A 19,878-nucleotide genomic window follows, 5' to 3' on the forward strand; every position below is an offset into this window, starting at 1 on the left:
TGCTGGCAGTGCGGTGGCTGCTACACGCCCTGGGCTGGGGACGGTGGGGCAGGCGGACCGGAACGGGGACCGCCATGCTCGCTGTTGCCCTTAAAGAAGTCGAAGGGCTCGTCCGGATTCGGGTCAGGTACGTAAGGCACGAGCGGTTGCGAATCAGTGTGGGCTGCGCGCCGGGGACCGATGTCGGCAGACTCGTGGCGCGGCTGAACAAGGACGCGGTGGGGAAGGTCAGACGGGCTCTCGGGGAGGTAGAACTCGGCGCGATGGTTCGTCTGCACGTCCGCCGCCGCTGACCTGTCGTACGCCGGCTCCGCGACGGGGCTCGCGTACACCGGCCGCTCGACGGTCCTGCCGTAGTCCGGTTCGGAGTCCGGTTCGAAGTCCGGTTTCTCCTCCGCCGGTTCCTCGGGGGCACTCTCCTGGTGCCGGACGCCGAAGGCCAGTCCGGCGGCCAGGCAGACCAGCGGGAGCGCGGGCACCACGTAGCGGTGGTCGAAGGCCGCGATGAAGGGCGGCAGGATCAGCAGCATGGTCCCCGCGGCCCAGGGCAGCAGCACCGCGCCGCCGAGCCGCCGCAGCCGCATCAGCACGCCGACCAGGCCGACCAGGCAGATCACCGCGAGGAACGGGCCGCGCACGAAGCCGTACTCCTGGTAGCCGCGCAACCAGCCCGCGTACGGCTCGGCCATCGTCGGCGCTCCCGAGGCGCCCTGGTAGGCCACGGTCAGCTGCTCGGCGGTCTTCCCCTGCGAGGCGGCCCCGGTGGGGAAGGGGCGCAGCGTGTCGGGGAAGACGTAGGCGCTCTGCGGTCCGGGGGTCGGGTAGACGCGCCGGGTCCAGTCGAAGATGTGGACCGCGTCGTCGAGGCCCGCCCGCAGGAAGTCCAGCGGCTGGGCCTTGATGGCCTGGGTGGCGAAGGCGCCGGCGAGCGCGTCGCGCTCGGCCCAGCTGCCCTTGACCTTGTTCAGCGGTGAGGCGCCGTCCCAGATGTAGACCGGCGGCGCCGCGCGCTGTCCCACCGGTTCGACGGGGCACAGGGCCGCCTCGGGGCCGGTCGGCTGGATCCTGGCGCAGTCGGCGAAGGTCATCGTCCGCGCCCACAGGAAGGTGCTGCCCCGGGTCAGCGCGTAGCTGCCGTGCTCGGATTCGAACCAGGCGGCGTACGAGCCCAGGCCGATGGCGGCGGTCAGGGTCGCGGAGACGACCGCCCGCCACCCGGCCCGGCGGATCACCAGGCAGACCAGCGCCACGGCGATCAGCGGCAGCCCGATGGTCCGGGTGACCGTCGCGGCGGCCAGCAGCAGGCCGGCCAGCGCCGCGACCCAGGCGGCCGGGCGTTGCCGCCACAGCAGCAGGGTGACCGCCAGCACCGCCAGGAACTGGAAGAGCAGGTCCGCCATGACGAGGTGTTCGAGCTGGATCTGGTGGGCGTCCAGCAGCACCGGCAGCGCGGCGAGCGTCGCGCCCCATCCCGGCAGGCGGCCCAGCCTGCGCAGCAGCAGGTAGACGCAGAGCGCCACGGCCAGCCCGAGCAGGTGCTGGACGACGACCACGGCCTGGACGCTGGCCAGCGGCTTGAGGATCCACAGGAACAGCGAGTAGCCCGCGGGACGGGACTCCAGGGGGCGAGGGTCGAGCCCGGCGTTCAGGTAGACGAAGGAGTCGGCCCAGAACCACAGGGCGGGCCGGTAGCCGAGCACGGCCAGGGCGCGCAGGCAGCCGCCGGCCAGCAGGGCGGCGATGAAGAGCCAGTGTGCCCCGAAGAAACGGAGCACCCGCGAGGTACGGTTCGCCGGGTGCGTTCCCGTTGCCACCACGACCTCCCGAGTCCCGCGGACATGGCCACCCAGCATAGGCGCGGGACGGGAGGGGCCTATACGTGATGCGAAATTTGGTGGCGATCGAGTTCTATGCGGTGTTCCTCATCTGAAGCGCGGTTCCGGGGAGGCGTTCAGCACTCGATGACGTTCACCGCGAGCCCGCCGCGGCTGGTCTCCTTGTACTTGTCGAGCATGTCGCGGCCGGTGTCGCGCATCGTCTTGATGGCCTTGTCCAGCGAGACGAAGTGGCGGCCGTCGCCGCGCAGCGCGATCCTGGCCGCGGCGATGGCCTTGATCGAGGCGACGGCGTTGCGCTCGATGCACGGGATCTGCACCAGGCCGCCGATCGGGTCGCAGGTCAGCCCCAGGTTGTGCTCGATGCCGATCTCGGCGGCGTTCTCGACCTGCTCGGGGGTGCCGCCCATCACCTCGGTGAGCCCGGCGGCGGCCATCGAGCAGGCGGAGCCGACCTCACCCTGGCAGCCCACCTCGGCCCCGGAGATGGAGGCGTTCTCCTTGAACAGCACGCCGATCGCCCCCGCGGTCAGCAGGAAGCGGATCACCCCCTCGTCATCGGATTCGCGGACGAAGCGGTCGTAGTAGGTGAGCACGGCGGGGATGATGCCCGCGGCGCCGTTGGTGGGCGCGGTGACGATCCGGCCGCCGGCGGCGTTCTCCTCGTTGACCGCGAGGGCGAACAGCGAGACCCAGTCCATCGTCTGCAGCGAGTCCTTCTCTCCCGGCTCGCTCCGCAGCTGCCGGTGGAGCTGGTGGGCGCGGCGGCGGACCTTCAGGCCGCCGGGCAGCACGCCCTCCTTGCCGATGCCCCGCCGCACGCACTCGCTCATGACCTGCCACAGGACGAGCAGCTGGGCGCGGATCTCGGCCTCGGTGCGGCCGAACGCCCGCTCGTTCTCCAGCATCAGCCCGGAGATCGACAGCCCGGTCTCCGCGCACTGGGCGAGCAGCTCCGCGGCCGTGGTGAAGGGGTGCGGCAGGACCGTGTCGTCGGGTTTGATCCGGTCGGCGCCGGTGGCGTTCTCGTCGACGACGAAGCCGCCGCCCACCGAGTAGTAGACCTTCTCGCGCAGCGTCTCGCCGGACTCCGACAGGGCGGTGAAGCGCATGCCGTTGGGGTGGTGGGGGAGCGAGATCTTGCGTTCGAAGACGAGGTCCTCGCCGATGACGAAGGGGATCTCGTGGGAGCCGTACAGGCGGACGGTGCCCGAGGCGCGCATGGCGGCCAGCCGCTCGTCGACCGTGTCGACGTCGACCAGCTCGGGTTTCTCGCCCGACAGGCCGAGCAGCACCGCCTTGTCGCTGCCGTGGCCCTTGCCGGTCAGCCCGAGCGAGCCGTACAGGATGGCGCTCACCCGCGCGGTCTTCTCCAGCAGCCCGTCCCGGTGCAGGCCCCGGGCGAACTTGTGGGCGGCGGCCATCGGGCCGCCGGTGTGCGAGCTGGACGGGCCGATTCCGATCTTGAAGAGATCGAAGACACTGATCGTCATCTGAATCCTTCCAGCGTGGACGGTCACGCGCGCCCGGGGACGCGCGTGACCGCGACGCGAGGCGTCGAACTTATGACTCACCCGAGGTGAGCGCGGTGTACTCCTCCGGCGACAGCAGGTCGTCGGCGGAGCCCTCAAGACGTACCCGGAACAGCCAGCCGTCGCCGTAGGAGTCGCTGTTGACCAGCGAGGGGTCGTCCACGACCGCCTGGTTGACCTCCACGACCTCGCCGGTGACCGGTGCGAAGATGTCACTCACCGACTTGGTCGACTCGACCTCGCCGACGGCGTCACCGGTGGCGATCGACGCGCCGACCTCGGGTACCTGCACGTAGACCACGTCGCCCAGCGCCTCGGCGGCGTAGGCGGTGATGCCCACGGTGAGGGTCAGGCCGTCGTCGACGCCGCCGATCCACTCGTGTTCCTTGGTGTAGTGCAGGTCCTCGGGAATGCTGCTCATTTTTTCCTCCTGTAGAAAGGCAGTTCGACGACCTCGACCGGCTCGCGGCTGCCCCGGATGTCGACGGCCAGCCCCGACGACAGGCCGCTGTCCACGTAGGCCATGGCGATGGGCCTGCCCAGTGTCTGGGAGGGCGCCCCGCTGGTGACCTCCCCGGCGACCGTGCCGTCATCGGCGACCACCACCGGATACCCGTGCCGGGGCACCCTGCGGCCGCTCGCGACCAGGCCGACCAGACGACGGGCCGGCGGGACGTCCCTGAGCGGTTCGAGGGCGGCCCGGCCGACGAAGTCGCCCGGCTTGTCAAACCTCACCACACGGCCGAGCCCGGCGTCGAACGGAGTGAGGTCCGCGGAGAGTTCGTTGCCGTAGAGCGGCATGCCCGCCTCCAGGCGGAGGGTGTCGCGCGCGGACAGGCCGGCGGGGACCAGCCCGTGCGGCGCGCCCGCCTCGGTGAGGGCGGTCCAGAGGGATTCCGCCGCCGAGGCCGCGACGAACAGCTCGAAGCCGTCCTCGCCGGTGTATCCGGTGCGGGCGACGAGGACCTCGTGTCCGGCCACCACTGCGGGCAGGCCCGCGTAGTACCCGAGCCCGTCCAGGTCGGCGTCGGTGAGAGTGCTCAGGATCTCCACCGAGCGCGGCCCCTGGACGGCGACCAGCGCGTACTCCTCGGAGCGGTCCCGCACCGCGGCGTCGAAGTCCTTGGCGCGCTCGGTCAGCTCGGCGGCCACCCGGGGGTAGTTGGAGGCGTTGGCGACGACCATGAACTCTTCGGGGGCCAGCCGGTAGACGATCAGGTCGTCCAGCACGCCGCCCCCGGCGTCGACGATCATCGTGTAGCGGGCGCGGCCGGGCGCCAACGCGGAGAGGTGGCCGACCAGCGCGTAGTCGAGTGCCTCGGCGGCCTGCGGGCCGGTCACGAAGATCTCACCCATGTGGGAGAGGTCGAACAGGCCGGCCGCCTGGCGGACCGCGTTGTGCTCGGCGGACTCGCTGCCGTAGCGGAGCGGCATCAGCCAGCCCGCGAAGTCGGTCAGCGTCGCGCCGAGGGACTCGTGCACGCCGCACAGCGGCGTAGGTCGGGACATGTTCGCACCTCAGACAAGGGACAGATGAGATCATCCTCCCCCTCTGTCATTGGTGCCTGAGAGTTTCATCCGGGTTTTACCGGACTTTCACCTTCGGCGAGGTCGTGGGACCTGCTTTCCAGAGGCACCTACCCGCACGGTCCTTTGCCTTGAGAGGTTCGCGGGGAGGGCTTGCTCCTTCAGGGGTCCTGGCCTGGATGTCAGGACACTCTCCCGCGCGGGGTTCATCGGTGTCGCAGGCCAGCCTAACCGCCCGCACCGGCCGAGCGAAATCCCCTCGCGCCTGCCGGCCGGGATCAGGCCCCCTCGCCCAGTGCCCGGAGATCATCGCCCTCGGGCCTTACGGTGTGCACGTCCGCGCCGGCGGTGGCCATCGCCGCCAGGCGCTCCTCGGCGCCGTCGACGATCTGCAGGTCGGCTCTGCTGTGCGCGATGGCCGCGTCGATGAGCAGGGACACCAGAGGGTCGTCCTGTTCGCGGCGCAGGCGTGTCAGCGCCGCCAGGTCCGAGAGGTAGGCCTGGCGCTGAGCGGACACGAACGAGCCGAGCGCGTCCGTGCCCAGCCGGGTGGCCGCGAGCAGCTTGAGGAACAGTTCGTCCCGGAACCCCGACGAGCGGACCCAGGGAGCGCCCGCCCACTCCCGCAGCTCACCGGCGCCGCTCTCGGTCAGCCGGTACAGCGTCTTGTCCGGGCGGTCGCTCTGGGTCACGTGGCTGCGGGTCACGTGGCCGTCCCTGACCAGCCGGTCCAGGATCTGGTACAGGTGCCCGATGTTGAGGCCGCCCCACTGGGGGCCGACCGCCGCCTCGAACCGGGCCTTGAGTTCGTAGCCGTGGCTGGGCCCGTCGGCCAGCAGGGTGAGCACGGCATGGCTAAGTGGCATGATTCCTACATTGTCACAAGATAGGAACTTCACGGACCCTCGTACATTGTGACAATGTATCGGTCATGAGCGTTGAAGTCAGCCTGCGAGGCGTCAGCCGCATCCACGGCTCCACCAGGGCACTCGACGAGGTCGGCCTGGAGGTCGAGGCAGGTCAGGCGGTCGCGTTCACCGGGCCCTCGGGAGCGGGCAAGTCCACGCTCCTCCATCTTGTCGGTGCGATGGATCTCCCCGACGGGGGCGAGATCCACGTCGGAGGGAAGCGCGTCGACGATCTCGGGCGCCGGGGTCTCGACCGGCACCGGCGCGCGGTGGGCTTCGTCTTCCAGCGCTTCCACCTGCTCCCGGCGCTGAGCCTGCTGGACAACGTGCTCGCCCCCGTGCTGCCGCGCAGGGTGGGCTTCGACCGTCGGGCCCGCGCCAGGGAACTGCTGGCCGCGGTCGGGCTGGCCGACCGGGAACGGGCGCTGCCCGGCGAGCTCTCCGGCGGGCAGCAGCAGCGGGTGGCGATCGCCCGGGCGCTGATCGCCCATCCGCCTCTGCTCCTGGCGGACGAGCCCACCGGCAACCTCGACAGCGTCACCGGCCAGGAGATCGTGGACCTGCTGTTCTCCCTGCGGGAGGAGTACGGCATGACCATGCTGGTCGCCACCCACAACCCCGAGGTGGCGGCGGCGTGCGATCGGGTGGTTCGGATGCGTGACGGCCGGATCACCGGCGACGACCGGGTGACGCCCGCCCAGGACGTGCTCGGCCGGATCGGGCGGCTCGGATGACCCGCCTGGTCTGGGCCCAGCTTCGCCACCGGCTCGTCCGGGCACTGGTGCTCCTGCTCGGCATCGTGGTCGCGGCCACCGGGTTCACCGTGCTGACCGGCACCGCCGAGACCCAGCGTCTGGAGATCATCGGCACCGTCGGGGAGAACTTCCGGGCGCAGTACGACATCCTGGTCCGCCCGGAGAACTCGGCCACCGCCATCGAGCGGTCGCAGGGGCTGGTCCGCGCCAACTACCTGTCGGGCATCTTCGGGGGGATCACCTTCGACCAGTACGAGCGGATCAAGCGGGTCAACGGCGTCGAGGTCGCCGCCCCGATCGGCATGATCGGTCATGTCGTGCACACGGCAGGTGTCAGGGTCGACGTGACGGACCTGCTGCACGAGGGCGACCGCACGATGCTGCGCGTGGAGCGCACCAGGGTCACCGACCGGGGCCTCACCCGGATCCCGTTCCTGCAGCCCCAATACGAGTACGTCACCCGCCGCCCCGTCACGCTCGACTTCACAGAGGTCGCGGACGGGGGCGAGTTCGTCGAGGCGGCCGAGGAGGAACTGCCCGGCGGCCGGCGGGTCCGGTTGGCGACCTCGCTCGGCTGGTCGCAGGACCCGGCGAGGACCAGCCCGTTCCCCTCCGAGCGGATGCTCCCCGACCGCGGCTACTGGTCCACGCGGACCGGTCTGGGCGACGGTGGCGGATACTTCTGGAACGGATTGAAGCCCGGCCAGGCGGGCGTGCCGCTCTACCAGGAGTTCCCGTTCGTGCTCGCGGCCGTCGACCCGGATGCCGAGGCCCGGCTGGCCGGGTTGGCGGGGGCGATGGTCGAGGGACGTTACCTCACGGCGAAGGCGGCCAGGGACGATCCCAACGAGATCCCGCTGATCGCGGCCTCGGTGCCCTACGCGGACCAGCGGGACGAGGTCGTGATCCGGCGGCTGCCCGCCGAGGCGGCCGAGAAGGTCACCGAGGGTGTGCCGGCCAAGAGGCTTCTGCCCTATCTCGCCGCGAACCGGGGCGAGGAGGTCAGGCGTCTCACCCTCGACGCCGGACAGGTCTACGAGTCGATGCTCGACCGGTGGTCGGACCTGTCGGACGGGCACTACGTGCCGTTGACGAGGTACTGGGCATCCGGGCCCGTCGAGTACCGGCAGCGGGGAGCGCGTGAGCTCGCCGCGCTCCCGGTGCGGAACGGGTCCGGTGTCTGGAAGGATCCGTGGTTCTCGGGGGTGGCGGGCGTGGCCAAGGACTTCCCGGGCGCGACGGTCGGGGCATCCGACACCCAGTTCCGCACGCTGAACCGCAGGGCGATCTCCAGACGCTACACCGGGGACCTCAAGTCCCGCGTCGTCGGACGGTTCGACCCGGCCAGGCTGCCCGGTTTCAGCGAGCTGACCCGGCTCCCCATGGAGACCTACAACCCACCGGTCGCCACGCCGGGCGACGGCCGGACCGCCGCGCTCCTCGGCGGCCGGGCTCTGCTGCCCAACGACAACGTCGCCGGATACCTCCAGACGCCGCCCCTGCTCCTCACCAGCCTGCAGTGGCTGGAGGAGATCGCGGAGAGGACCGAGGGGCGGCCCGCGGCGCGGGCGCCGCTGAGCGTCATACGGGTGCGGGTCGACGGTGTCACCGGGCCCGACCCGGTCAGCCGGGAGCGGATCAGTCAGGTGGCCAGGGACATCGTGGCGGCCACCGGACTGAAGGTGGACATCACGGTCGGCTCGTCGCCGTCGCCGATGACGGTGGACCTGCCCGCCGGGTCCTTCGGGCGTCCCGCGCTGACCCTCCGGGAGGACTGGGTGAACAAGAACGTCGCCTACCGGATCCTGAACGCCGCCGACCGCAAGTCGCTCGTGTTGTTCGTACTGGTCCTGGCCGTCTGCGGGTTGTTCGTGCTCAACGGTGCGGCGGCGATCGTGCGGGCCAGGAGGTCCGAGCTCGGTGTGCTGGCCTGCCTGGGCTGGTCGCGGCCGAAACTGTTCGGGACCGTGCTCTGTGAGGTCGGCGCCATCGGCCTGCTGGCGGGCCTGCTGTCCGTCGCGCTGGCCTGGCCTGTCGCCCTGTGGTCGGGGGGCGCGCCGCCGGGGCAGCGGGCGTGGCTGGCGGTCCCGGCGGCGGTGATGCTGGCGCTGTCGGCGGGCCTGCTCCCTGCCTGGCAGGCCTCGCGGGTGCCGCCCGCGGAGGCGGTGCGGCCAGCCGTGCGGCTGCCGCGCAGGGCGCGCTCGCCGCGCGGGGTGGCCGGGCTCGCGGTGAGCGGGTTGACCAGGTCCCCCGGGCGGACCCTGCTGGGCGCGGCGACGCTCGCGGCCGCGGTCTTCGGGCTGACGGTGCTGCTCGGCGTCACCTACGGCTTCCGCGGCCGGGTGGTGGGCTCGCTGCTCGGCGACGCCATAGTGGTGCAGGCCCGCCCGGCCGACTACGCGGCTGTCGCGGTGATGTTCGGGCTGGCGGTGCTGGCCGTGGCCGATGTGCTCTACCTGGGGGTACGGGAGCGCGACACCGAACTGGCCGCGCTGCGCGCCTCGGGCTGGTCGGGGGGCTCGCTGGCCCGGCTGATCGTCCTGGAGGGGGCCGGTATCGGCCTGCTCGGCGCCCTCGCCGGGGTCCTGGGCGGGGTGACGGCCGCGTTCGCGCTGGCGGGCGACCTGCCGAGTGCGGTGGTCGTGGGAGCGGCGGTCGCGGCGGTGGTGGCCGTCACGTTCGCGGCCCTGGCCTCCGCTGTTCCCGCCCTGCTGGTGCAGCGGCTCCCGCTGGCCCTGATCCTCACGCGGGAATGAGCCCGGCTCCGGTGCTCCGCCCCACGGTGAGCGGGCCGCTCAGGAGCGGGCGTGCCGGACCAGTGCCTCGAACAGGGCCGGCTCGTCGTCGGTCTCGGGATGCCACTGGACGGCGAGGGCGAACGGATGATCCTCCACCTCCACGGCCTCCACCGTGCCGTCCTCGGCGTGGGCGGTCACGGTCAGGCCCTCGGCGAGCAGGTCAACGGCCTGGTGGTGGTAGTGGGCCACCTCCACGGTCTCGGTCCCGAAGACCTTCGAGGTCAGGCTGCCGGGGGCGAGCCGCACCGGCATCCTGCCGTAGCTGCCGGGGGCCGGGGCGTGCCCCTGGTGGCCCACCACGTCGGGCAGGTGCTGGTGGAGGCCGCCGCCGAGGGCGACGTTCAGGATCTGCATGCCCCTGCAGATGCCGAGGAAGGGCAGGTCCCGCTCCAGCGTCGCCCGGACCAGTCCCAGTTCGGCGTCGTCGCGGAACGGCCGGACGTAGCCGGTCCGCTCGTGCGGCTCCTGCCCGTACCGCTCCGGGCCGACGTCCCCGCCGCCGGCCAGGATCAGCCCGTCCAGGCGCTCCACGAGCGTCGCGGGGTCGCCCGCGGGCGGCAGGATCACCGGCTGCCCGCCCGCGCGGGCCACGTGGTCGACGTAGTCGTACGGCAGCAGCGCGGTGGTCGTCTCCCAGACGGTGAACCTCGCGGGCTCGACGTAGCAGGTGATGCCGATGACGGGACGGGACATGATCTCTTTCTCACGCGGACGCCGGGGACATGGGACATCCGCCCACGTCCTCGCACGTTATCGGGGCCAGGGTATGGCCTGGGCAAATCCCGCCACCGCCGGTCGCGAAGGTGGCGGGGGCGGAGACGGCGGGGAGCGGTCAGAGCGGCGTGACGTAGGCGCCCGAGATGCCGCCGTCCACCAGGAACTCCGCGCCGGTGACGAAGCTCGCGTCGTCCGAGGCGAGGAACGCCACCGCGGCGGCGATCTCGGTCGCCTCGGCGAAGCGGCCGATCGGGATGTGCACCAGGCGGCGCTGTGCCCGCTCGGGGTCCTTGGCGAACAGCTCCTGCAGCAGCGGGGTGTTGACCGGGCCGGGGCAGAGCGCGTTGACCCGGATGCCCTCGCGGGCGAACTGCACGCCCAGCTCGCGCGACATCGCCAGCACCCCGCCCTTGGAGGCGGTGTAGGAGATCTGGCTGGTCGCCGAGCCCATCACGGCCACGAACGACGCGGTGTTGATGATCGATCCCTTGCCCTGCCGCCGCATGTACGGGATGGCGTGCTTGCAGCACAGGTAGACGGAGGTGAGGTTGACCTCCTGGACCCGGCGCCAGGCGTCGATGCCGGTCTCCAGGATCGAGTCGTCCTCCGGCGGTGAGATGCCCGCGTTGTTGAACGCGATGTCCACGCTGCCGTAGCTGTCGAACGCGGTCTGGAACATCCGGACGACGTCGTCCTCGCTGGTCACGTCGGCCTTCACGAACAGGCCGCCGACCTCGGCCGCGGCCGCCGCGCCGGTCGTCTCGTCCAGGTCCACGCACACGACGCGGGCGCCCTCCTCGGCGAACCGGCGCGCGGTGGCCAGGCCGATCCCGCTACCGGCGCCGGTGATGACGGCCACCCGGTCCTGCAAACGCAGCATCGCTTCTACTCCTCGGAAATGAAGACGTTCTTGGTCTCGGTGAACGCGGACAGGGCGTCCGGTCCCAGCTCGCGGCCGAGGCCCGACTGCTTGAAACCGCCGAACGGGGTCCAGTAGCGGACGCTCGAATGCGAGTTGACGCTCAGGTTGCCCGCCTCGACGGCCCTGGCCATCCGGAGCGCCCGGCCGACGTCACGGGTCCAGATGGACCCGCTCAGGCCGTACGGGGTGTCGTTGGCGATCCGCACGGCGTCCGCCTCGTCGTCGAACGGCAGCACCGACACCACCGGTCCGAAGATCTCCTCGGTGAACGCCCGGTCGTCGGCCGAGGTCGGGGTCAGGACCGTCGCCGGGAACCAGAACCCCGGCCCCGACGGGCACGTGCCCCGCAGGTGGGGCGGCTCGGTGACGTAGGAGGCCACCCGCTCCCGGTGTTCGGCGCTGATCAGCGGGCCCATCTCGGTGCTCTCGTCGCGGGGGTCGCCGACCCTGACCTTCAGCACGGCCTCGCCGAACCGGGCCAGGAACTCGTCGTGCACCGAGCGCTCGACCAGGATCCGGGAGCGCGCGCAGCAGTCCTGGCCCGCGTTGTCGAAGACCGCGTACGGCGCGGTCGCCGCCGCCCGTTCCAGGTCGGCGTCGGCGAAGACCACGTTGGCGCTCTTGCCGCCCAGCTCCAGGGTGAGCCGCTTGACCTGCCCGGCGCAGACGGCGGCGATCTCCTTGCCCACCTCGGTGGAGCCGGTGAACACGATCTTCGCCACGTCCGGGTGTTCGACCAGCCGGGCGCCCGCGACCTCTCCGGCGCCGGGCAGGACCTGGAACACCCCCTCGGGCAGCCCGGCGGCCAGGGCCAGCTCGGCCAGGCGCAGGGCGGTCAGCGGGGTCCACTCGGCGGGCTTGACGATCACGGTGTTGCCCGCGGCCAGCGCCGGGGCCGTCCCCCAGGTCATGATGACCATCGGGAAGTTCCACGGCACGATCACGCCGACGACGCCCAGCGGTTCCTTGAAGGTGACGTCCAGGCCGCCGGGCACCGGGATCTGCAGGCCGTGGTCACGCTCGGGCGCCCCGGCGTAGAAGTCGAGCACGTCGGCGACGTTGCCCGCCTCCCAGCGGGCGTTGCCGATCGTGTGCCCGGCGCCCGCGACCTCCAGCAGGGCCAGTTCCTCGGCGTGCTCGCGCACCAGCGAGGCGAATCGGCGCAGCAGCCGGGCCCGGTCGGAAGGGCCGACGCTCCGCCAGGTGGCGAAGGCCCTTCTCGCGCGCTCCACCGCCCTGTCGACCTCGGCGGCGTCCGCCATCTCGACCTCGGCGAGCACCTCTTCTGTCGCCGGATTTATGATCTTCACCGTCACATCCGTTCGAATCCTCGGAACAGCTCCCAGTCGGTCACCGCCGCGTCGAAGGCGGCCAGCTCGGTCCGGGCGTTGTTCGCGTAGTGCGCCACGACGTCCTCGCCGAAGACGGAGGCCGCGAACGCGGAGCCCTCCCAGAGCTCCAGCGCGTCCCGCAGGGTGTGCGGGACGGTCTCCGCGCCCGAGGTGTAGGCGTTCCCCGTGACCGCCTCCTCAAGCGGCAGTTCGTTCTCGATGCCGTGCAGCCCGGCCGCGACCAGTGCCGAGACCGCCAGGTAGGGGTTGACGTCGCCGCCGGGCACCCGGTTCTCGATGCGCAGCGAGGGGCCGTGGCCGACCAGGCGCAGCGCGCACGTCCTGTTGTCCACGCCCCACTTGACGGCGGTGGGGGCGAAGCTGCCCGGCACGTACCGCTTGTAGGAGTTGACGTTCGGCGCGTACAGCAGGGTCAGCTCGCGCATGAGGGCGAGCTGACCGGCGATGAAGTGCTGTCCCGTCGCGGACAGTCCGTGCGCCTCGGAACCCGCCATGACCGGCTCTCCGGCGGTGTCCCTGAGCGAGATGTGGATGTGGCAGGAGTTGCCCTCGCGCTGGTTCGGCTTGGCCATGAAGGTGATCGACATGCCCTCCTGGGCGGCGATCTCCTTGGCGCCGTTCTTGTAGACGGCGTGGTCGTCGCAGCTGGACAGGGCCTCGCCGAAGCGGAAGGCGATCTCGTGCTGGCCGAGGTTGCACTCGCCCTTGGCCGACTCGACGTACATGCCCGCGCCCTCCATGCCGAGCCTGATCCTGCGCAGCAGCGGCTCGACCCTGGCGGTGCCGAGGAGGGAGTAGTCGACGTTGTAGAGGTTGGCGGGCGTCAGGTCACGGTAACCGCCGCGCCAGGCGTCCTCGTAGCTGTCGTTGAAGATCACGAACTCCAGCTCGGTCCCGACGAACGCCCCCCAGCCCCGCTCGGCCAGCCGGGCGAGTTGCCGGCGCAGGATCTGCCGCGGCGAGGCGGCCACGTCGGAGCCGTCCTCCCAGAGCAGGTCGGCCATCACCAGGGCCGTCCCTTCCTGCCACGGCACCCGGCGCAGGGTGGACACGTCGGGTTTCATGACGAAGTCGCCGTATCCCCGCTCCCAGGAGGACATCGCGTAGCCGTCGACCGTGTTCATGTCGACGTCGACCGCGAGCAGGTAGTTGCATCCCTCGGAGGCGTGCCCCAGCACCTCCTGCAGGAAGTAACGTGCCGACAGGCGTTTCCCCTGCAGGCGGCCCTGCATGTCGACGATCGCCAGCAGCACGGTGTCGATCCGTCCTGCCCGCACCTCGTCGTGAAGTTCGCGGACGTCCACACGCCCTCCTCGCCGGAGTCTTATTGGGCTAGTGTCAGACCATTGACGTGTAGCGGGGGGAGCATTGTCAAGGGTCGGAGGAGATCAATTGGACGAGGTGTCGCGACTGGCGACCGTGCTGCGGCCGGTGCGCGCGGGTAACGCGTTCGAGGAGACCGTGGAGCGCCTGCTCCAGGTCATCAAGCTGGGGCTGGTAGCCGAGAAGCTGCCGCCCGAGCGGGAACTCGCCGCCCAGCTCGGGATCAGCAGGGTCACCCTGCGCGAGGCCATCCGCGCCCTCGCGGAGGCGGGCTACCTCACCGTGCGCCGTGGCAGGTACGGTGGCGCCTTCCTCACCTACGTCCCACCGCGCCCGCGCCGTGACGACCTGCGCAGGGCGGTCGTCGACATGGGCACCGACGACCTGGGCGACGCGCTCACCTTCAGGATGGCCGTGGAGTGCGGTGCCGCCCAGGTGCTCGCCACCACCGCGCTCACCGAGGAGCGGCGCGACGCCCTGCGGGAGCGGCTGCGTGAGGTCAACTCGGCGGGGCCCGACGACTACCGCCGTCTCGACACGGCCTTCCACCTGGCCATCGCCGAGCTGACCGGCTCCCCGCTGCTCGCCGCGGCCTGCGCCGACGCCCGGCTGCGGGTCACCGACCTGCTCAACGCCATCCCGGTGCTCCGGCGCAACATCGAGCACGCCGCGATCCAGCACGAGGCGATCGTGACGGCGATCCTGGCCGGCGACCCCGAGGGCGCGCGCCGCGCCGTGGCCGAGCACCTTGAGGGCACCGCCGCGCTGCTACGGGGCTTCCTCGCATAGCCTGATGAAACGGTGGGGGATTTGTTCCGAGATCGGATCATGGAAACAGGACGGCTGCCGCTGTTCTGTTTCTTTGTCGCGCTGATCGTCGCCTTCGTGTTCACCAGGATCAACGTCCGGCTCATCCGGGCCAAGATCGGCTGGTTCCGTAACGTCAACGTCGGCGAGATGCACATTCACCATGTGGTGTTCGGCGTGGTGCTGACCCTGCTCGGCGGGGTGTCCGGCCTCGTCGTCTCCGGGGTCTCCGAGGGCTGGTACGCGGTGACGGCGGCGATCTTCGGCATCGGCGCCGCCCTCGTCCTCGACGAGTTCGCGCTGATCCTGCACCTGCGCGACGTCTACTGGGAGGAGGAGGGCCGAGCCTCCGTGGACGCGGTGTTCATCGCCGTCGCGATCACCGGCCTGCTCCTGCTCGGCCTGCGCCCCCTCGGCTGGGAGAACTCCGACGGCACCCCCAGGGGCACCTGGCTGACCGCCGGTCTCATCGTGACCAACCTCGGGCTCGCCGTGGTCACGCTGCTCAAGGGCAAGATCTGGACGGGCCTGGTCGGGCTGTTCGTGCCGATCCTCCTGGTGCCGGGGGCCGTGCGGCTGGCCCGCCCGGGATCGCCCTGGGCACACTGGTTCTTCGCCCCGGGCGCCCGGCACCCGCGGCTCCGCAAGATGGCCAGGGCCGAGCGCCGCGAGGAGCGCTGGCGCCGCCCGGTGATCCGCGGCAAGATCGCCTTCCAGGAATTCGTCTCCGGCCGTCATGACCTCCCCTCCACCCGCCGCCGCTCCCGCCGCTGAACCGCCGATGCCCTCGCCGTCGCCGGGTGGACCGGGAGCCGAGGTCGGCCCGCGAGTGTGGGCACTGCACGAGCGCGGTCTCGCCCGCGACGTCATCGACGTCGCCTCGGTCTCCGAGCCGTACGGTTTTCGCGAACTCGAACACCTCGCCCGCCGGTACGACGAGGGGTTCTCGCTCGCCGAGCTGGTGATGCGGCTGGAGTTCGTCGCCCTGATCGCCGACGAGGACTTCGAGGCCCACGGCGTGCGGGGCGAGCGGCTCTGGGAGATCCGCCGGTTCGCCGGCGCCTGGGTGGAGGACATCGGGCTGCGCCGCGCGGAGGAGGGCGACATCGACTACGACGACGTCCCCGACCCCGACTGAGGGACGAGGGGAAAGCGGCGGCACGGTCGTGGTGAGCTTTCGAACCCGTGCATATCCGGCCGCGCGCCGGGCAGATGACGGCCCTGCCTGCCGAAGGGGTGCTGATCATGGGTCTGATGGAGAAGTTCAACCTGCGCGAACTGAAGGCCAGGGTCAAGCGGAGGACGGCCGGACGGACGGGCGACCGCCGGCCGGCGGCCGAGGCCAGAACCGAGGAGGCCGAGGCGAGGCTGCTGAAGACCCAGGACGAGATCCTGGACACCGTCGCGGAGATGCGCAGGGAGTACGGCGTTCGCCGCCACTGACCCCGCTCGCCGGTGTTCCGCCGATGGGCTCCTTGCCGAGCCGGCTCCGGATCGGCGGGGCGCCGGTACGCGGCGGCCGCTCCTCGGACCGGCCCCGGGAGGGGTGGTTTTTCCCCGCACCGCTCATCACTTAATGAGTAGAAATTTCAAGAATTCCGCCTGGTCGTACATAGACAGAACATATGTCTGTTTCGCTATAGTCCGAAGGCATTGTAGGGGCGCGAGTGGACCAATCCTTTTAAAGGTGGGCGAATGACAAGCCTCGATTCAGCGACATCCGTGGTCCGGTCGGCGATCGCCGAGGTGCTGAGCGTACCGAGCGATCAGGTGAAGCCGGGGGCCACCATCGCCGACCACCAGATCGACAGCCTGGAATGGGTGGAGATCTCCGTCATCATCGAGGAGAAGCTGGGCATCCAGCTCGACCCCAGTGACTTCGCCGGGGCGCAGACCGTCGCCGACATGGCGGGCGTACTGCACGCCGCGCTGGCGGCCCGGTGACGCGCGTCGTCGTCACGGGTCTGGGGGTCAAGAGCCCGGCGGGCAACACGGCGGGGGACGCCTTCGCCACGGTGCTCGCGGGCAAGTCGCTCGCGACCGCCATCCCCGAACTGGCCGACGCCCGGGTGCCGGTCTCGATCGGGTGCCCGCTGGCGCCGTTCGAGCCGGATGACTACTTCGGCGGGCGCGAGCTCCGGACCCTCGACCGGACCTCCCAGATCGGCCTCGCCGCGGCGATCGACGCCGTCGCCGACGCGGACGGCCTGCCCGCCGAGGGCTGCGGGGTGTACGTGGGCACCGGCGGCGGCGGGTTCGCCACCCTGGAGAACCTGATCGTGGGGCACACGCTCGGCAGGGAGAAGGTGCCGGTCCACGCGGTTCCGACGCTGATGTCCAGCTCGACGGCCTCGCGCGTCGCCATCAGGTACGGCTTCAGGGGGCCGTGTCTCACCTTCAACACGGCCTGCGCCAGCGGGGCCACCGCGATCGGCGAGGCGCTGCGCGCGATCCGCTCGGGCGTGGTCGGCTCCGCCGTCGCCGGGGGCCTGGACGCGCTGCTCTCCCCGCTCGCGATGGAGGCCTTCGCCCGGGTCGGCGCCCTGTCGGAGCGGACGCACGCCCCCTCGGAGGCGTCCCGCCCGTTCGACGCCGACCGTGACGGCTTCGTCATGGGGGAGGGCGCGGCCTTTCTGGTCCTGGAGCGCGCCGACCTCGCCGAGGCGCGGGGCGCCCGTGTCTACGGCGAGGTCAGCGGCTACGCGGCCAACTGCGACGCCAACCACATCGTGGCGCCGCTCAGGGACGGCTCGGTGGCGGCCGGGTGCATGCGCGCCGCCCTGCTCGACGCCGGACTCGACACCGGAGACGTCGGGCACGTCAACGCCCACGGGACCTCGACCCCGCACAACGACAGCGCCGAGGCCGCCGCCCTGTACGCGTGTTTCGGTGGCCGTACGCCCCCGGTGACCTCGACCAAGGGCGTGACCGGCCACCTCGTCGGCGGCGCGGGCGCGCTGGAGGCGGTCATCGCCCTGCTGTCGGCCCGAGAGGGCCTGATTCCCCCAACCGCCAACTTCGCGGGCGGCCCCGAGGCCGACCTCATCGACATCGTCTGCGCTGAGCCCCGGTCCGTGGCCGTCGCCCCCGTCCTGTCCAACTCCTTCGGCTTCGGGGGCAGCAACGCCTGCCTGGTCCTCACCCCCTCCCTGGATTCCTGACATCCCGTACGGCCCCGCCGGCCCGCCGTGAAACGGCGCCGAACCGACGGGGCCTTCGCCGACCCCCTGATGTCAACTTTGGTTAACAAGATTGGTGACGTCACCGACTTTCACTACGAAATATGGCGAAGGCGCTCGGGGTGGACTCGTGCGAGGTAAACAGGAAAAGCGGCCGGAGGTCGATCGCGTCGTTTCGAAGGGGGATCGCATTGTCCGAGACCGCGTCCTGGCGGTTGCTGGTCGCCTATTTAGGTCCCCACCGGAAAACCCTGCTGCTGGGCGGGGCGCTCAGCCTCGTCGGCTCGCTGGCCGGATTGGCGATGCCGCTCCTGGCCAAGACGGTCGTCGACGCCTTCGGTGAGCAGCGCTCCCTGCTCGGCCCCGTGCTGGGGCTGACCGCCGCCGTGCTGGTGGGAGCCGGCCTCGGCGCGCTGGGCAGCTACGTGCTGGAGCGGATGGGGGAGAGCATCGTCTTCTCCGCCCGCCGCGGCCTGGTCGACCGGATGCTGCGGCTGCGCGCCTCCGAGGTCGACCGGCTCAAACCCGGTGACCTGATGTCCCGGGTGACCTCCGACACCACGCTGTTGCGCGCGGTGTTCGCCAACAGCGTGGTCGAGACGGTCAGCTCGCTCTTCATGCTCGTCGGAGCCGTGGTCATGATGGCGATCATGGACTGGGCGCTGCTGCTCATCACGCTGGGAGTGCTGGTCCTGGTCGGCGGGCTCGTCGGCCTGGTCCTGCCCCGTATCCAGCGGGCCTCGACGCAGGCCCAGATCGCGGTCGGCGAGATGGGCGCGGTCCTGGACCGGGTGCTCCAGGCGTTCCGTACCGTCAAGGCCAGCGGTGCCGAGGAGCGGGAGATCGCCGCGGTGACCGAGGCGGCCCGCGAGGCGCGTGACCGGGGCATCGCCGTCGCCTGGCTGACCTCGATCGCCGGTATCTCGGCGTGGGTCTCCGCGCAGCTGGCCTTCGTGGCCGTGCTCGGCGTGGGCGGCGCGCGCGTCTCCTCGGGCACGCTGGAGGTCTCCTCGCTGATCGCCTTTCTGCTCTACCTGTTCTACCTGGTCGCCCCCATCGGCCAGCTGGTCCAGGGCTTCACGCAGTTGCAGAACGGTCTGGCCGCGGTGCGGCGGATCCGCGAGATCGAGGAGCTTCCCGCCGAGCAGACGGGCGGCAAGGTCTACGAGGTCGGGAGCACTCCGGCCTGGGTCTCCTTCGAGAACGTCGTCTTCCGCTACGGCGACGACAGGCCGATCATCCACGACGACGTCTCCTTCGAGGTGCCCGCGGGCGGGCTGACCGCCCTGGTGGGGCCGTCGGGCGCGGGCAAGTCCACTGTCTTCGCCCTGCTGGAGCGGTTCTACGAGCAACAGTCGGGGACGATCAGGATCGACGGCCGAGACATCGCGGACTGGCCGCTGGCCGAGCTGCGCGCCTGCCTCGGCTACGTCGAGCAGGACGCGCCGGTGCTGGACGGCACGCTCAGGGAGAACCTCGTCTTCGCCGCGCCGGGCGTGGAGGAGGCCGACATCAGGCGGGTGCTCGCCCGCACCCGCCTGGAGGACCTGGTCTCCAGGCTCCCCGAGGGGCTGGACACCAGGGTCGGCCATCGAGGGATCCTGCTCTCCGGCGGTGAGCGCCAGCGGGTCGCCATCGCCCGTGCCCTGCTGCGCAGCCCCCGGCTCCTGCTGCTCGACGAGGCCACCTCCCAGCTCGACGCGGTCAACGAGCTGCGGCTCCGCGAGGTGATCGCGGAGGTGGCGGCGGAGACGACGGTGCTGGTGATCGCACACCGTCTCTCCACGGTGACCGGTGCCGACCGGATCGTGGTGATGGAGGCGGGCCGGGTGCGGGCCGTGGGCACCCACGACGAGCTGCTCGGCGACGACGCCCTCTACCGCGAGCTGGCCGCCACCCAACTCCTGCTGCCCGGCTAGTCCCGCCGCTCGGCGGCTGTCCGGCATGGTGAAGGCAGCGCGGTGGTTCTGGCGCGGTTGTGTAAATTCATATCGTTCACAAAGGAATAATTCGGACACCGGGCCGATGGTCTGATTCGCCATCCGGCGAACCGGGCATCCCCGCCTGTGCGAAGCCTCTCCTTCGCACCGGGGGTGCCCATCGGGCGCGCGCCGCATTCGATCTCCCGATCCCGTCCGTGCGGGACGAAGATCGGGGCGCGACGATCGTTACGGCCACCACCGGGGGGGGGTGGGGGTGGGGGGGGGGGGGGCCGCCGCCCGC

The 19,878-nt window shown here is 71.2% G+C and carries 18 protein-coding genes and 2 riboswitches; of the genes, 9 read left to right on the top strand and 9 right to left on the bottom strand.

The genetic code is table 11. From position 1 onward, the window contains the following. Positions 1-20: 20 nt before the first annotated feature. The 5 genes from ABT130_RS30670 to ABT130_RS30690 form a co-directional block, all read right to left on the bottom strand. Positions 21-1,814: a hypothetical protein gene (locus ABT130_RS30670; protein ID WP_350961155.1), complete on the bottom strand. Its 1,794-nt coding sequence runs from the start codon at positions 1,812-1,814 to the stop codon at positions 21-23. Between the two features lie 137 nt (positions 1,815-1,951). Continuing rightward, positions 1,952-3,328: an L-serine ammonia-lyase gene (locus tag ABT130_RS30675; RefSeq protein ID WP_350924841.1), complete on the bottom strand. Its 1,377-nt coding sequence runs from the start codon at positions 3,326-3,328 to the stop codon at positions 1,952-1,954. 70 nt (positions 3,329-3,398) lie between these two features. After that, complete coding sequence (gcvH, locus tag ABT130_RS30680) at positions 3,399-3,788, bottom strand: glycine cleavage system protein GcvH (protein WP_030906360.1); 390 nt, start codon at positions 3,786-3,788, stop codon at positions 3,399-3,401. Continuing rightward, the gene (gene gcvT / locus ABT130_RS30685) at positions 3,785-4,876 is read right to left on the bottom strand and encodes a glycine cleavage system aminomethyltransferase GcvT (protein WP_350961158.1); all 1,092 of its coding nucleotides are present in this window, start codon (positions 4,874-4,876) and stop codon (positions 3,785-3,787) included. Before gcvT ends, gcvH begins: the two co-directional genes overlap by 4 nt. A gap of 40 nt (positions 4,877-4,916) precedes the next feature. Next, a riboswitch (glycine riboswitch) is annotated at positions 4,917-5,001 on the bottom strand. Positions 5,002-5,003: 2 nt separating this feature from the next. Further along, a riboswitch (glycine riboswitch) is annotated at positions 5,004-5,102 on the bottom strand. A gap of 70 nt (positions 5,103-5,172) precedes the next feature. Then, positions 5,173-5,760 carry a PadR family transcriptional regulator gene (locus ABT130_RS30690; RefSeq protein ID WP_350961161.1) on the bottom strand — a complete coding sequence of 196 codons (588 nt, stop codon included), beginning with the start codon at positions 5,758-5,760 and terminating at the stop codon, positions 5,173-5,175. Between the two features lie 65 nt (positions 5,761-5,825). Between ABT130_RS30690 and ABT130_RS30695 the strand changes: the two genes are divergently transcribed. Both ABT130_RS30695 and ABT130_RS30700 read left to right on the top strand, forming a co-directional pair. Beyond that, positions 5,826-6,536 (top strand): ABC transporter ATP-binding protein, encoded by a 711-nt coding sequence (locus tag ABT130_RS30695; RefSeq protein WP_350961163.1) that lies wholly within the window; start codon positions 5,826-5,828, stop codon positions 6,534-6,536. Continuing rightward, positions 6,533-9,313 carry an FtsX-like permease family protein gene (locus tag ABT130_RS30700; protein ID WP_350961166.1) on the top strand — a complete coding sequence of 927 codons (2,781 nt, stop codon included), beginning with the start codon at positions 6,533-6,535 and terminating at the stop codon, positions 9,311-9,313. The genes ABT130_RS30695 and ABT130_RS30700 overlap by 4 nt, the downstream gene beginning before the upstream one ends. A 39-nt stretch (positions 9,314-9,352) precedes the next feature. Here the strand turns inward: ABT130_RS30700 and ABT130_RS30705 are convergent, their stop codons facing one another. The 4 genes from ABT130_RS30705 to ABT130_RS30720 all read right to left on the bottom strand — a co-directional run bounded on the left by ABT130_RS30705 (position 9,353) and on the right by ABT130_RS30720 (position 13,674). Next, the gene (locus ABT130_RS30705; protein WP_350961168.1) at positions 9,353-10,048 is read right to left on the bottom strand and encodes a gamma-glutamyl-gamma-aminobutyrate hydrolase family protein; all 696 of its coding nucleotides are present in this window, start codon (positions 10,046-10,048) and stop codon (positions 9,353-9,355) included. A 139-nt stretch (positions 10,049-10,187) separates the two neighbouring features. Continuing rightward, positions 10,188-10,952: a 3-oxoacyl-ACP reductase gene (locus tag ABT130_RS30710; RefSeq protein ID WP_350924856.1), complete on the bottom strand. Its 765-nt coding sequence runs from the start codon at positions 10,950-10,952 to the stop codon at positions 10,188-10,190. Between the two features lie 5 nt (positions 10,953-10,957). Next, positions 10,958-12,310 carry an aldehyde dehydrogenase family protein gene (locus ABT130_RS30715; protein ID WP_350961170.1) on the bottom strand — a complete coding sequence of 451 codons (1,353 nt, stop codon included), beginning with the start codon at positions 12,308-12,310 and terminating at the stop codon, positions 10,958-10,960. Further along, a complete protein-coding gene (locus tag ABT130_RS30720; protein WP_451935332.1) occupies positions 12,307-13,674 on the bottom strand; it encodes a glutamine synthetase family protein in 1,368 nt (455 codons plus the stop codon). The genes ABT130_RS30715 and ABT130_RS30720 overlap by 4 nt, the downstream gene beginning before the upstream one ends. Before the next feature lie 64 nt (positions 13,675-13,738). Between ABT130_RS30720 and ABT130_RS30725 the strand changes: the two genes are divergently transcribed. The 7 genes from ABT130_RS30725 (at position 13,739) to ABT130_RS30755 (ending at position 19,574) form a co-directional block, all read left to right on the top strand. Beyond that, positions 13,739-14,458 (top strand): FadR/GntR family transcriptional regulator, encoded by a 720-nt coding sequence (locus ABT130_RS30725; protein WP_350961175.1) that lies wholly within the window; start codon positions 13,739-13,741, stop codon positions 14,456-14,458. A gap of 39 nt (positions 14,459-14,497) precedes the next feature. Beyond that, positions 14,498-15,250 carry a hypothetical protein gene (locus tag ABT130_RS30730; RefSeq protein ID WP_350924864.1) on the top strand — a complete coding sequence of 251 codons (753 nt, stop codon included), beginning with the start codon at positions 14,498-14,500 and terminating at the stop codon, positions 15,248-15,250. Further along, the gene (locus tag ABT130_RS30735; protein WP_350961177.1) at positions 15,213-15,614 is read left to right on the top strand and encodes a hypothetical protein; all 402 of its coding nucleotides are present in this window, start codon (positions 15,213-15,215) and stop codon (positions 15,612-15,614) included. Before ABT130_RS30730 ends, ABT130_RS30735 begins: the two co-directional genes overlap by 38 nt. Positions 15,615-15,688: 74 nt before the next feature. After that, complete coding sequence (locus ABT130_RS30740; protein WP_350961180.1) at positions 15,689-15,919, top strand: hypothetical protein; 231 nt, start codon at positions 15,689-15,691, stop codon at positions 15,917-15,919. 252 nt (positions 15,920-16,171) lie between these two features. After that, positions 16,172-16,420: an acyl carrier protein gene (locus ABT130_RS30745; protein ID WP_084195145.1), complete on the top strand. Its 249-nt coding sequence runs from the start codon at positions 16,172-16,174 to the stop codon at positions 16,418-16,420. Then, on the top strand, positions 16,417-17,637 hold the full coding sequence (locus tag ABT130_RS30750; RefSeq protein WP_350961182.1) for a beta-ketoacyl-[acyl-carrier-protein] synthase family protein: 1,221 nt from the start codon (positions 16,417-16,419) through the stop codon (positions 17,635-17,637). Before ABT130_RS30745 ends, ABT130_RS30750 begins: the two co-directional genes overlap by 4 nt. 209 nt (positions 17,638-17,846) lie before the next feature. Next, entirely contained in the window at positions 17,847-19,574 is a 1,728-nt protein-coding gene (locus ABT130_RS30755) for an ABC transporter ATP-binding protein (RefSeq protein ID WP_350961185.1), read from the top strand. Positions 19,575-19,878: the final 304 nt, after the last annotated feature.

Source organism: Streptosporangium sp. NPDC001681 (assembly GCF_040298085.1).
Lineage (GTDB): Bacteria > Actinomycetota > Actinomycetes > Streptosporangiales > Streptosporangiaceae > Streptosporangium.